General features: G+C 70.3%; 14 protein-coding genes. 10 read left to right on the top strand and 4 right to left on the bottom strand.

The features are described 5' to 3' along the window. Positions 1 to 5: 5 nt before the first annotated feature. A complete protein-coding gene (locus DFR69_RS24705) occupies positions 6 to 539 on the top strand; it encodes a DUF4334 domain-containing protein (RefSeq protein ID WP_110040104.1) in 534 nt (177 codons plus the stop codon). A 77-nt stretch (positions 540 to 616) separates the two neighbouring features. Beyond that, on the top strand, positions 617 to 919 hold the full coding sequence (locus DFR69_RS24700; protein WP_110040007.1) for a hypothetical protein: 303 nt from the start codon (positions 617 to 619) through the stop codon (positions 917 to 919). On the opposite strand, the gene DFR69_RS24695 is transcribed toward DFR69_RS24700, so the two are convergent. Then, complete coding sequence (locus DFR69_RS24695; protein ID WP_110040103.1) at positions 913 to 1,617, bottom strand: TetR/AcrR family transcriptional regulator; 705 nt, start codon at positions 1,615 to 1,617, stop codon at positions 913 to 915. The genes DFR69_RS24700 and DFR69_RS24695 overlap by 7 nt on opposite strands. Positions 1,618 to 1,715: 98 nt before the next feature. Here DFR69_RS24695 and DFR69_RS24690 point away from each other — a divergent pair, with 98 nt between their 5' ends. The 4 genes from DFR69_RS24690 (at position 1,716) to DFR69_RS24675 (ending at position 5,153) form a co-directional block, all read left to right on the top strand. After that, positions 1,716 to 2,090, top strand: coding sequence for a nitroreductase family deazaflavin-dependent oxidoreductase (locus tag DFR69_RS24690; protein ID WP_110040102.1), 375 nt, complete (start codon positions 1,716 to 1,718; stop codon positions 2,088 to 2,090). Between the two features lie 42 nt (positions 2,091 to 2,132). After that, positions 2,133 to 3,380 carry an MFS transporter gene (locus DFR69_RS24685; RefSeq protein ID WP_110040006.1) on the top strand — a complete coding sequence of 416 codons (1,248 nt, stop codon included), beginning with the start codon at positions 2,133 to 2,135 and terminating at the stop codon, positions 3,378 to 3,380. Between the two features lie 7 nt (positions 3,381 to 3,387). Next, on the top strand, positions 3,388 to 3,582 hold the full coding sequence (locus DFR69_RS24680; RefSeq protein WP_110040005.1) for a hypothetical protein: 195 nt from the start codon (positions 3,388 to 3,390) through the stop codon (positions 3,580 to 3,582). 80 nt (positions 3,583 to 3,662) lie between these two features. Continuing rightward, entirely contained in the window at positions 3,663 to 5,153 is a 1,491-nt protein-coding gene (locus tag DFR69_RS24675) for a hypothetical protein (protein ID WP_146229416.1), read from the top strand. A gap of 34 nt (positions 5,154 to 5,187) precedes the next feature. Here DFR69_RS24675 and DFR69_RS24670 read toward each other — a convergent pair whose 3' ends face one another. Together DFR69_RS24670 and DFR69_RS24665 are read right to left on the bottom strand one after the other, a co-directional pair. After that, positions 5,188 to 5,844, bottom strand: a complete 657-nt coding sequence (locus tag DFR69_RS24670) for a CPBP family glutamic-type intramembrane protease (protein ID WP_110040003.1) — start codon at positions 5,842 to 5,844, stop codon at positions 5,188 to 5,190. A 33-nt stretch (positions 5,845 to 5,877) separates the two neighbouring features. After that, positions 5,878 to 6,600: an SIR2 family NAD-dependent protein deacylase gene (locus tag DFR69_RS24665; RefSeq protein ID WP_110040002.1), complete on the bottom strand. Its 723-nt coding sequence runs from the start codon at positions 6,598 to 6,600 to the stop codon at positions 5,878 to 5,880. Between the two features lie 82 nt (positions 6,601 to 6,682). Between DFR69_RS24665 and DFR69_RS24660 the strand changes: the two genes are divergently transcribed. Continuing rightward, positions 6,683 to 7,420, top strand: coding sequence for an SCO6745 family protein (locus DFR69_RS24660; protein ID WP_110040001.1), 738 nt, complete (start codon positions 6,683 to 6,685; stop codon positions 7,418 to 7,420). A 5-nt stretch (positions 7,421 to 7,425) separates the two neighbouring features. On the opposite strand, the gene ppk2 is transcribed toward DFR69_RS24660, so the two are convergent. Beyond that, on the bottom strand, positions 7,426 to 8,361 hold the full coding sequence (gene ppk2 / locus DFR69_RS24655) for a polyphosphate kinase 2 (RefSeq protein ID WP_186817354.1): 936 nt from the start codon (positions 8,359 to 8,361) through the stop codon (positions 7,426 to 7,428). Between the two features lie 181 nt (positions 8,362 to 8,542). On the opposite strand from ppk2, the gene DFR69_RS24650 reads away from it, so the two are divergent. The 3 genes from DFR69_RS24650 (at position 8,543) to DFR69_RS24640 (ending at position 12,496) form a co-directional block, all read left to right on the top strand. Further along, complete coding sequence (locus tag DFR69_RS24650; protein WP_110040000.1) at positions 8,543 to 10,021, top strand: sugar porter family MFS transporter; 1,479 nt, start codon at positions 8,543 to 8,545, stop codon at positions 10,019 to 10,021. A gap of 125 nt (positions 10,022 to 10,146) precedes the next feature. Then, positions 10,147 to 11,373 (top strand): hypothetical protein, encoded by a 1,227-nt coding sequence (locus DFR69_RS24645; RefSeq protein ID WP_110039999.1) that lies wholly within the window; start codon positions 10,147 to 10,149, stop codon positions 11,371 to 11,373. Between the two features lie 37 nt (positions 11,374 to 11,410). Next, positions 11,411 to 12,496, top strand: a complete 1,086-nt coding sequence (locus tag DFR69_RS24640) for a metallophosphoesterase (RefSeq protein ID WP_186817355.1) — start codon at positions 11,411 to 11,413, stop codon at positions 12,494 to 12,496. Positions 12,497 to 12,597 lie beyond the last annotated feature (101 nt).

Here is a 12,597-nt window from a genome sequence, read left to right as displayed (position 1 = left end):
AATCCGTGACCGCCATCGAGGAACTGACCGCGCTCGAACCCGCCTGCGACAGGGCGGCGGCGACGGCCCTGTTCGACAGTCTCGCGCCGGTCTCGGCCGACGAGTTGACCGGCCGCTGGCACGGTCGTGAGCTGGCCACCGGCCACCCCCTGGACGGGCTGCTCGCGGCCTCGGGCTGGTACGGCAAGCAGTTCGACGGCCCCGACAGTGTGCATCCGTTGCTGTTCGGTGATCGCGGGGGCGAGATCTTCGCCGTCGATCCGAAGCGGGTGCCGCTGGGGATCGCCGACAAGTTCCCGCCCTCGGTGGTCGAGCGTGGGCGCGGGCTCATCGGTCTGGTCAAGCCGGTGGTGCGCACCCGCCGGTACCGGGCGCGGTTGCGGTTGGTGGAGCATCGCGGGGTCGTGACGACGGCGATGGTCTATGACCATCTGCCGATCATCGACGTGTTCCGCCGCGTCGACGGCGACACCGTGCTCGGTCTGATGGACTTCCGTGATCTGCCCGAACCGTACTTCTTCGTGCTCGTGCGGGACTGATCGATCGGCACTGGTGTTTCGGCGCGACAAGGGGTACTCCTGAAGGAGGAACCGTTCGCCGAAAGGACGGCAGGGCTATGGACGCCAGTAGTGTTCCGCATGTACACAAGTTCCCCGATACCGAGCGCACCTTCCGGTCGCACGCGGGTGAGTCCATTCAGGATTCGCTCAACTGGCCCGGGTTGTTCCTCATCGGTGTCGGCATCGTCTCGCTCGCCGCGACCCTGACCGCCGCGGCGTCCGGCCATGCCGGATGGGCAGTGATCGCCGGGGTGATCTGCGGGATCTGTCTGCTGTCGGGCGTGACGATCGTGCTCGCCGAACATCGGCGGATCAAGGTGCACGAGGGGCTTCATCTGACCGACCCCGGCGGTCACTGACGGGTCGGTGCGAGACCGGGCGTGGGATCACCCGCCCGGCCGCTGTCGTTCGGCTGGGCGCGGCGGGCCTCGAGGCCGTCCAGGATGAGGTCGAGCCCGTAGCCGAATTCGGCGGTGTGGTCGTAGCCGGGGCGCAGGGCGTGATCGGTGATCATCTCGGTGAGGTGGGGGAATTCGGTCGCGGGCAGGTCGGCGAGGAGCGCGCCGGCGACGTCGGTGACGTCCTCGGGTGTGGTGATCGGCAGGCTCGCCTCCTGCAGGACGTAGCCGCTGATGTAGCTGTCGATGAGCGAGATCGCGTGCGCCGCCATCGGCAGGCTGAAACCGGCGCGGCGCAGGACACCGAGGACGGCGTCGTGGTGGCGCAGGGTGGCCGGTCCGGGGGTGCGGCGCGAGTCCACCAGGCCCAGTGCCCAGGTGTGCCGGGACAGGACCGTGCGGGCCGAGGCGGCGCGCACGCGGAGTGCCGTGCGCCAGTCGGGGTCGTCGGGGGGTAGGTCGATGGCGGTGAAGACCGCGTCGACGACGCCGTCGAGGATCGCGTCCTTGTTGGGGACGTGGTGGTAGAGCGACATGGCCTCGACGCCGAGTTCCTGGGCGACCCGGCGCATGGTGATCGCCGCGACGCCGCCCCGGTCGGCCACCCGGATGGCGGCGTCGAGCACGCGGTCGCGGGTGAGCGGCGGTCGAGCCGGCATGGTCATCTCCTCGGGAACGGCAGCACAGGTGTTGACAACCTTACATACGTAAGCCAGCCTTACATGTGTAAGAACGCCTGGCTGTGAAGGAGATTTCCATGCCGATGCCACTGTGGTGGGGCCACATCAACAAGCGGGTGTTCAATCCGCGTGCGGTCAAAGGCGGGAAGTGGCCGGTGCTCACCCACGTCGGCCGCCGCTCGGGCCGGACCTACCAGACCCCGCTCGACGCCTTTCCCGTCGACGGCGGCTACCTGTTCGTCCTCGTGTACGGCGCCCGCTCGGACTGGGTCCGCAACATCCTGGCCGCGGGCAGTGCCCGGCTGCGGGTCGAGGGCGCCGAGGTGGAACTGACCGCGCCGCGCCTCGTGGACGAGACCGAGGCGTTCGCGGCGATGGCTCCCGACGCGGCACGTCCCCCGAAACTGCTGCGCATCAGCGAGTTCCTGCGCATGGACCACGCCGGGGCATAACGGATTGGACCAACGTCCATCTGTGGCGCAGTGTGGACGCTCATGAGCGAACATCCCGCGCAGCGGCGCACACTCGCCGTCCTGGTCGCGGCCCAGATCCTCAGCGGCGCGGGGCTGGCCGCGGGGATCACCGTCGGCGCCCTGCTGGCCCAGGACATGCTCGGGTCCACCGGGCTGGCCGGACTGCCCAGTGCCCTGTTCACCATCGGGTCGGCGGCCGCGGCGGTCGCCGTCGGCCGGATCTCCCAGCGTGCCGGGCGCCGGGCCGGACTCACCGCCGGCTACCTGACCGGAGCGCTGGGCAGCTTCGGTGTCGTCGTGGCCGCGATGACCGACAGCATCGCGCTGCTGTTCCTCGCGCTGATCGTCTACGGCGCGGGCACCGCGACGAGCCTGCAGGCACGCTACGCCGGCGCCGACCTCGCCGCGCCCGCGCGCCGGGCGCGCGCGATCAGCACCGTGCTCGTCGCCACGACCGTGGGCGCTGTGGTCGGGCCGAATCTGCTGCAGCCGACCGCCGACCTGGCGACCTCGGCCGGAATCCCGTCGCTGGCAGGGCCTTTCGTGCTCTCCGGTGCCGCCTATCTGCTGGCCGGGATCGTCTTGTGGGTGCTGCTGCGCCCGGACCCGCTGGTGCTCGCGCGCGACATCGCCCGCACCGCGGAGCCGGGCGATCCCGTCGAACAATCGGCGGCGAAGACCTGGTCGGCGCCCATCGTGGCGGGGGCGAGCGTGATGGTGGTGACCCAGCTGGTGATGGCGGCGGTCATGACGATGACGCCGATCCACATGCAGGAACACGGGCACGGCGTCGGCGCCGCCGGTTTCGTGATCGCGGTGCACGTCGCGGGCATGTATCTGCCCTCGCTGCTGTCGGGGATGCTGGTCGACCGCTTCGGCGCCGGACTCGTCGCGGTCGCCGCGGCAGCCACGCTCGTCGCGGCCGGGCTGGCGGCGGCCCTTGCACCGCCGGACTCGGTTCCCGCGCTGGCCGCCGCGCTCGGCCTGCTGGGTCTGGGCTGGAACCTCGGCCTGATCGCGGGCACGACGATGATCGCCGACGCCACCCCGCTCGCGACGCGCGCCCGCACCCAGGGCACCGTCGACGTCGGTATCGCCGTCGCGGGCGCGGGCGGCGGACTGGGCTCGGGCGTGATCGTGGCCGCGAGCGACTATCCCGGGCTGGCCTACCTCGGCGCCCTGATCGCCCTGCTCATCGTGCCCGCGCTGGCCTGGCATTCGCGGCGGCGTGTGCTGAGCCGTCCGGTCGACGCTCCTGTGGACCGGTGAGCGTGCGATGATCGGCCGTGTGAAAGTCTCCGCGCACAGCATGCGGCTGCTCGGCCTGTTCGGTGGCGTCGCGATTCTGTTGCTGATCACCAACTGGAGCGCGATGCGCGCCGTCGCGTTCGCGGTCGTCTGGGTGGTGGCGGCCGCGGTGCTGCTCGTGCGGGACCGGCGGCGTTCCGTCGAGGCGCCCGCACCCGACTAGCCCGCGCAATCGTGTGGACTCGGCGCACCGCCCGTCTCTAGGATCGGCGGATCGTGTCCGGGTAGTGGGGGAGAAGTGCCGTGTCAGCCGTACGCCGGGGTTTGAGCTGGGTCGTCTCGTTCGTGCCGCTGGTGTCCTTCGGCGTGTTGACGTGGCCGTTGTTCGCGGTGCTGGCGATCAGGGCGAAGTCGGGCCCGCTGGCGCTGGCCGCGCTGGGCTATCTGGGGCTGTTCGCGCTCGAACTGTGGGCGGTCGGCACCCAGGAGACCGTGTTCGACATCTGCTGGTCGTTGACGATGCTCGGCGGCACCGCGCACGCGATCGTGGTGCGGCGCAAGTGGTTCGGACGGGTCTGGCGGCGGGGCGCGCCGGTCGATACGTCACCGTCGGTGGTGGCCGAGTACGCCACTGCCGCCGTCGCGCCTGCTCGCACCGGGACGATCGCGGACAGCGGCACACCCGGCCACGGGGCGGAGGAGCCGGAGCGGGACGCGGAAGCGGTGCAGCGGCTCCTCGACGAGATCGACGAACTCGTCGAGGAGAGCCTGCGCGAGGGCGAACGCCCCGGGGACTACGACGCGACCTATCCGTCCTGCCCGAACCCGTACTGCGCCGAACCCTGGCACGGACTGCGGATCACCGCGCGCATGGAATCGATGCGCGAGTTCGGCGACCTGGACGACGACTACGACCACCGCACCGACGACAGTCCCGTGCTGTGCGCGGGCTCGGCCGCCGTCGACGCGTGGGAACCGCCGGACCCCACCGACATCGAGGCGTGGTGGGCGTCGCAACACGTTGTCGCACAACAGGTGTCGCTGCCCGACCCCGACCCGATGCAGACGCTCCGTGCGCGGGCGGACACGCTGTGGACGGCACTGGCCCGCCCCGCCGTGCTCATCGTCGTCGCGTCCTGGGTGGCCGCGATGGTATCGATGTTTCAGGCACACGGCCCCTCTCGATGGCTGACGGTGCTCGTCGGGGTGATGGCGCCGATCTGGCTTGGCTGGCTCTACGGCCGTGCCGAGCGGCTCTTCCCCGCCGGCTACGTCCGCGCCGGGCTGCGCGGACGCCCGGCGGTGGTGGTGGCCGTCGTGGTCATGGTGTGCGCGGGATGGCTGCCGATGCGCTGGACGGGCCCGGCACCGGAACCGGCGGCGGCGTACTTCACCCTCGTCACGGCGTGCGCGCTGGCCTGTCTCGCTCACGCGGTCGTCCAGATCGGCCGGATCCGGCCCGCGCGCGACGAGCCGGACGCGATCGACGCGGCCGAGCACGGGGAGAACCTCGTGCTGCTCGGCTTCGGCTGGATGCTGATCGGCCTGCCGATCACGCTGCTGCTCGGCTGGATACTGAGCTACTTCGCGCGCCTGCCCGAGGCCATGTGGGCGGCGGTGGCCGTGCTGGCCGTACTCGTGCTGACCTTCTTCGCCGAGGGAGCCGTGATCAAGATCGTCACCAGGCGCCGCGACGACGTCGACCTGCCGATGATCGCCTTCTTCACGATCGGCGTCGGCGCCCTGCTGATCTGGTCGCTGCTGCGGATCGCGGCGATACCGAGCCCGGCGTGAATCCGTGATCTCCGGCGGCCGTCACGGAGGCCGCCTAGGTGGTCGCCGCGCCGTGGAAGAAGTAGTCGCCCAGGCCGATCGTGAAGACCAGGCAGCCGTAGAGGGCGTGTTCGACCGAGACGGTCAGCAGGGAACGGGTGCGGCGGTAGCGTTCGGCGAACAACCAGCCCGCGGCCGCGCTCAGCACGACCGAGAGCCAGCTGCCGAAGATCAGGTGGGCGAAACCGAAGGCCGCTGCGCTGGCCGCGACCATGCCGGTGCCCGCGCCGAACACCGGTGCGTACCGCTGGAACAGGAACGCCCGGAACAGCAGTTCCTGCGGATACACGCTGACCAGCGGATAGAACACGAGCACGAGCAGCCAGATCAGCGGACGCTCCCGCGGTAGCTCGAACAGGGAGTCCGGGCGCAGCAGTGCCAGCGCCGCGCCGAGCCCGATCGCCGCGACCGCGAACAGCGCGAGCATTCCCGGCAACGCGCCGCGCAGCGCCTCGGGCCGCCCGAGATCACGTCGATCGACGCCGCATCGGCGCAGATACAGCACCACTCCGACCGCCGCGACCAGCAGGAACGGCAACGGGCTCACCCCGCGCAGCAGCAGCGCGTACAGGCCGATGACCCCGAAGAACAGGACGACGAATTCGACTGCGAGCCATGTCTTCCGGCTGCCGGGGCCGGCCTCGACGGTCATGCCCCGAGCCTAGCCGTGGTGCCGGGTGCGCGCTCAGGCCAACGTGGCCAGCAGGGCGGGCAGCGCGGTGCCGATGGGTTCGCGGATCACCTCGTCGGCCAGCTCGTCGTAGGGCGTCGGCTCGGCGTTGACGATGATCAGCCGCGCGCCGTGCTCGACCGCGATCCCCGCGAGCGAGGCGGCCGGCTGCACCTGCAAGCTCGTGCCGACCGCCACGAACACCGTCGCGGCCCGCGCGATCGCCACGGCTTCCCCGAGCACCTCGGGATCGAGCGCCTGGCCGAACATCACGGTGGCCGTCTTCAGGATTTCGCCGCACTCCAGGCACGCCGGATCGTCCTCGCCCGCCTCGATGCGTGCCAGCGCCGCCTCGGTCGTGGAGCGGGCGCCGCACGCGGTGCACACCGCCGCGCGGGCATTGCCGTGCAGCTCGACGACCTTGCGGTCGGGCAGGCCGGCGAGCTGGTGCAGGCCGTCGACGTTCTGGGTGATCACCCGCACGGCGGTGGTCTTCGCCAGTGCGGTGATCGCGTCGTGGGCGGCGTTGGGGCGGGCCAGCCACGCCGGGTGCTGTCCGCGCATCAGCCAGGATCGGCGGCGGATGTCGGGGTCGCGCATGTAGTAGTCGTAGGTGACGAGTTTCTCGGCGTCGGGATCGCGCTGCCACAGGCCGTTCGGGCCGCGGTAGTCGGGGATCCCGCTGTCGGTGGAGACACCGGCGCCGGACAGGATCGCCACGAGGGGTCGGCTGGACATGGATTCAGAGTAGTGCGAACCACTTTCCGATCTGACTATTGTGAGCTAAAGTCTGGTCGGACACTACGGAAGGTGGTAGACGATGGCGGCGACAGCGGTCAAACAGCAGGTGCTCGAACTCGGCGGCGCGTTCATGATCTCGCGCGAGGCACGGCAATTCGGCGACACGGTCGGGGTGCCGGGTTTCCACGGGCCCTACACCCGGGGCCGCGGCGGCGTGCTCGGCGAGGTCGACGCCGACGTCGTCACGGCCGCGTTCGGGTTCTTCGAGCCCCGGTGCGTCCGGGCCGCCTGGGAATCGGTTCCGGTCCCCGCCGCGAAGGCGGCCGAGGGCTACCTCGAGGCCTGTCACGAGTTCGGCCGCCGCAGACTGGCCGGTTTCGGCGACGCCGACCGCCTCGCCGAACTGCTGCGCCGGGTCGTCGACAACGCCCCGACACCGGGACTGCCGCTGTTCGCCGGCTGGCGGGCCATGCCCGTGCCCGCCGACGGCCGTGCCGCCACCCTCCAGCTGACCCACGTGCTGCGCGAACTGCGCGGCGGCCTGCACCTGCTCGCGATCCTCGCCCACGACCTCACCCCGCTGCAGGCCATCCTGATCGCCGGTTCCCCGATCGCCGACGGCCCGACCCACGCGAAGACACTGGGCTGGTCCGAGCCGTTCGCGCCGATCACCGACGACCAGCGCGCCCGCTGGGCCGCCGCCGAAGCCGCGACCGACGAGCTCATCGCGCCGTGCTTCGACGCCCTCGACCCCGCCGAACGCGACGAGCTGGCCATGCTGATGGCCGCCGCGCACCGCGCCGCTCTGACGCGCTAGCCCGGTCAGGAACCGAGAACGTCGCGCCCGCGGCCCACGATCAGCGGGTCCGCGGTGCCGACGATCTCGTGGTCCTTGTTCTCGTACTCGAACCGGTTGAGCACGTAGCGCATCGCGTTGAGCCGCGCGCGCTTCTTGTCGTTGCTCTTGACCACGATCCACGGCGCGTGATCGGTGTCGGTGTGCGCGAAGTTCTCCTCCTTGGCCGCGGTGTACTGATCCCACTTGTCGAGTGAGGCCAGATCCATCGGCGAGAGCTTCCAGTGCCGCACCGGGTCGACCTGGCGGATCGCGAAACGGGTGCGCTGTTCCAGCGGCGACACCGAGAACCAGAACTTCACCAGATCGATGCCGTCGTCGACGAGCATCCGCTCGAACAGCGGCGCCTGGGCGAGGAAACGCCGATGCTGTTCGGGCGTGCAGAATCCCATCACCCGCTCCACCCCGGCGCGGTTGTACCAGGACCGGTCGAACAGCACGAGCTCGCCCGCCGCGGGCAGATGCTCGACATAGCGCTGGAAATACCACTGCGTGGACTCCCTGGCCGAGGGCTTCTCCAGCGCCACCACCCGCGCGCCACGCGGATTCAGATGCTCCATGAACCGTTTGATGGTGCCGCCCTTGCCCGCGGCGTCACGGCCCTCGAACACGATGACGATGCGGCGCCCGGTGGCCTTGGTCCAGTTCTGCAGCTTCAGCAATTCGATCTGCAGCAGCCGCTTGTCCATCTCGTACTCGGCGCGCGCGAGGCGCTCGTCGTAGGGATAGCCCTCGCGCCAGGTGTCCACGACGCGCCCGCCGGGCTCGGTCAGCAGCAGCGGATCGTCGTCGTCGGTGTCGTCGACGGAGAACGCGGCGGTGTCGGCCAGGTCCACCGCGGTGGCGAGGTCGGCGATCTCGCTGAGATCGCGAGGCAGCGGGCGGGTCTCGACATCGGTCATCCCCGGGACGCTAGAGGAGCGCTGTGTCACCGAGGTGAATTCCCGGTGTGCGGTCGCCACCGCACCTGACCGGTCACGCGTGTCCTCACCGTCTCCGGAGGTCGGCGCGGGGCATACTGCGACCTGACCCACACAGCGAGACGCGTGGCCGCCTCGCCACGCCGCGGAGAGGACGAAGTCGATGCACGACGGAGGCTCTACCACCGACCGGAGCGCGCTGCCCGACGACGACTCCGACGCCAACGGTCCGGTCGTCCGGATCGCCGCGGTCGCGGCACTGGGCGGGTTGCTGTTCGGCTTCGACAGCGCCGTGATCAACGGCGCGGTCGCGGCGATCCAGTCCGAATTCGGTGTCGACGACGCGGTTCTCGGTTTCGCGGTCGCCTCGGCACTGCTCGGCGCCGCGGCGGGCGCGATGACGGCGGGCCGCATCGCCGACCGGATCGGCCGGATCAAGGTCATGAAGATCGCCGCGGCGCTGTTCTTCCTCAGCGCGGTGGTCACCGGCTTCGCCCCCGACGTGTGGGTCCTGGTGCTCGGGCGCGTCGTGGGCGGTCTCGGCGTCGGCATCGCTTCGGTGATCGCCCCGGCCTACATCGCCGAGACCTCACCGGCGCGGATCCGCGGGCGCCTCGGTTCCCTGCAGCAGCTCGCGATCGTACTGGGCATCTTCCTGGCCCTGCTCGTGGATTACGTGCTCGCCGAGATCGCCGGTGGCGCGGGCGAAGTGCTGTGGTTCGGGCTCGAGGCATGGCGTTTCATGTTCCTGTCGATGATGATCCCCGCCCTGGTCTACGGCGTGCTGGCCTCGACCATCCCGGAATCGCCGCGCTATCTGGTGGCCTCGCAGCAGATCCCCGAGGCGCGGCGGGTGCTGACGATGCTGTTCGGCGAGAAGAACCTCGCGCTGACGATCGGCCGCATCCAGGAGAGCCTCGAAGGCGAGGAGAAGCCGTCGTGGAAGGATCTGCGGCGCCCGGCCGGCGGGATCTACCCGATCGTCTGGGTGGGGTTGTTCCTGTCGATCTTCCAGCAGGCCGTCGGCATCAACGTCATCTTCTACTACTCGAACATCCTGTGGGAGGCCGTCGGTTTCGAGGAGTCGCAGTCGTTCCAGATCAGCGTGTTCACCTCGGTGGTCAACATCGCGACCACGATCGTGGCGATCCTGCTGATCGACCGGATCGGGCGCAGGCCGCTGCTGCTGATCGGCTCGATCGGCATGACGATCACCCTGGCCACGATGGCGATCTGCTTCGGCGGCGCCACCCAGGTCCCCGACGCCGAGGGCGAGCTGCAGCCGCAACTGACCGGCGCCAGCGGCCCGATCGCGCTGGTGGCGGCGAACCTGTTCGTGATCTTCTTCGGCATGAGCTGGGGCCCGGTGGTGTGGGTGCTGCTGGGGGAGATGTTCCCGAACCGGCTGCGCGGTGCGGCGCTGTCGCTGGCCGCGGCGGGCCAGTGGGCGGCCAACTGGGCCATCACCGTCACCTTCCCGAGCCTGAAGACCTTCTCCCTGGGCTTCGCCTACGGCATGTACGCGGCCTTCGCGCTGCTGTCGCTGTTGTTCGTCTCCCGGTTCGTCCCCGAGACCAAAGGCATGTCCCTCGAGGACATGCACGGCCAGACCGGTGTCGAAAAGCCCCCGGCCACCACCTGACCCAGACCTCGAACTGAACGTTTGACCAAATTGGTCGGCTGTTCATGTGAATGGCACTGTTTCGGAAACCGGGCGGTCCTAGGTTTCGGTGCGCACACGTTCCCTCGACCGAGAGATGACCGCGCATGCGCAAGCCACTGTCCCGCCTCACCGCGCCCTGCGTCGGATCCCTCACCGCGATCACCCTGGCCACCGGGATGCTGCTCGCCCCCGGCGCCGCGCACGCCGAGCCCGCGGACACCCTGGCCGCCACCCCCATCAGCGACACGGCGGCTGTCTGCGCGACCGGTGCCCCGACCTTCGACGACATCGTCACCGCCGCGGCGTCGGTGCTGCGCGGCGTGGTCGGACCGGACCAGCTCGCCGCCTACGACCAGCGGGTCGCCGACTTCCGCGCCACGATCGCCGCGCAGCGTGTCCATCGCGACACGCTGCCGGTCCGGCCGGAACAGGTCGGCACCCGCCCGGCCGAGCTGGACGACCCGATCGTCACCTACCTCGTCAACGGGCTCGACGCCGTCCGCACCGGACGGATCGAGCAGACGATGTCGGTCTCGCACTTGACCGTCAACGACGCGATCGAGGTGTTCATCCTGGCCACCGGGATCGTGAAGATCCCGGCCAAGCTCGCCGCCGGCATGGTGCCCACGGTCGGGTTCTTCCTGAAACCGATTGTCGGAGCGGCCTTCAGCGGCACCAAGGCGCTGGCCCGCGCGGTACAGAACTCGATCGAGGCGGGCTGCGTCGCCCCGAACGCCTATCCGCGCCTGGAACTGGGACCCGACACCACCGCGCCGATCCAGGTGCCGCAGCCGATCCGCGATCTGGCCACGACGGTGCGGAACGCCGACGGCACCTGCACCCCGATCGCGGACCTGACCCTGGCCGCCGTGGTCGAACGCTCCCGCGCCCACCTCGACAGCGGCGTCGTGCCCCTCGACAAGGCCGCCATGCACCAGGCCGCCGACGACCTGCAGGTGTTCCTGGCCGCCAACCGGGTCGCCAAGGTGGTGCTGATGCGGCGCTCCGACGAACTCGGCCCGCTGGTCGAAGCGCTCGACATGGGCCCGGTGACCTTCCTGGCCAACCTCGGCGCCGACCTGGCCGAGGGCCGCGCGCTCGACACCGTGCCGCTGGCCCAGGTGGAAGTGGAAAACGCCTTCGACCTGGCCACCCTGACCCTCGACGTCACCAGCCTGCTGTTCTCGGCGGGCACCTCGGTCGCCGGGTTCGCCGGTGTGGCCGACACCGTGCTCACCCCGCTGACGATCGCGCAGAAACTGGCGTTCGCACCGACCGATTACGGCGCCCCGATCGTGCGTGGCGTCATCCAATCGATGTGCGCGGTGTAGGTTTCCCCCGACCCCTGACCAGAAGGTGAGCATCCACGTGTCGCATTCCACCCCGGATCCGCGTCCCACCGGCATCGGACGCAGGGACGTGCTGGCCGGTGCGGCCGGCGTCGTCGCCGGCCTGACTCTCGTCGGTCTCACGCCCGCGCAGGCGGTGCCCGCCGAGGTCGAGAAGTTCGCCCCGCCCCGCACCGGGCGCTCGGCGCGGATTCTGCTCACCGGCGACGCGGGGACCGGCACCCGCACCCAGTGGGCCGTGGCCGACGCCGCGCGCGCCTTCCACGCGCGCGAGCCGTTCGCGATGGCGGTCGGCCTCGGCGACAACATCTACGAGTCGGGGCCCAACGGTCCCGACGACGCCCAGTTCGCCGCGAAGTTCGAGGATCCCAATGCGGGACTGGACTTTCCGTGGGCGATGGTGCTCGGCAACCACGACACCTCCGGGGTGTTCCCCGGTGACGGCGGGTGGCTCGCGCGCGGCAACCACGAGGTCGAGTACCACGCCCGTTCGGCCCGCTGGTGGATGCCCAGCCGCTACTACTCGGTGCGGGTGCCCGAGCAGAATCCGGTGGTCGAGTTCTTCGTCCTCGACGTCAACCCGCTCGCGGCCTACATTCCGCCGCTGCTCGATCCGTACTGGGCCGTCGACGGCCCCTACATGAACGAGCAGCGGGCCTGGCTCGACACCGCGCTGGCCGAATCGACGGCGCCGTGGAAGATCGCCTGCACCCACCACCCCTACCTGAGCAACGGCCCGCACGGCGACGCGGGCAACTACGAAGGCCTGCCCATCGAACCGCTCAACGGCGTGCACGCCAAACGCTTCTTCGAAGAGCACGTGCTGGGCAAGGTGTCGTTGCTGCTGTCCGGCCACGACCACACGCTGCAGGTGCTCGAACCGACCGCGTCGTCGAAGGGCACCCGCCAGATCGTCTCCGGCGCCGCGGGCAAGACCGCCGGGGCCGAGCCGCGCACGGGCGCGCACGCCGCGCTCTACGAAACCCAGCACGAACTGGGCTTCATGGTCATGGACCTCACGCCGGAGAGTGTGCGCCTGCGCGCGGTCACCGTCGACCCCGCCACCAGCTTGGGCACCCAGGTCTTCGACCGCCGCCTGGCCTGACCGCTCCGCCGCCGGGGTGACCGCGCGCTGTCACCCCGGCGGCGCCTGCCTGAATGCCCGCCCACGCACGGATGTACGGAATTTGGCGATGTGATGTCGGC

This window comes from Nocardia neocaledoniensis (assembly GCF_003182135.1).
In the GTDB taxonomy this organism is placed as follows: Bacteria; Actinomycetota; Actinomycetes; order Mycobacteriales; family Mycobacteriaceae; genus Nocardia; species Nocardia neocaledoniensis.
Note: the sequence above shows the minus strand (reverse complement) of the source record. Positions and strands in the feature narration are given on the sequence as shown.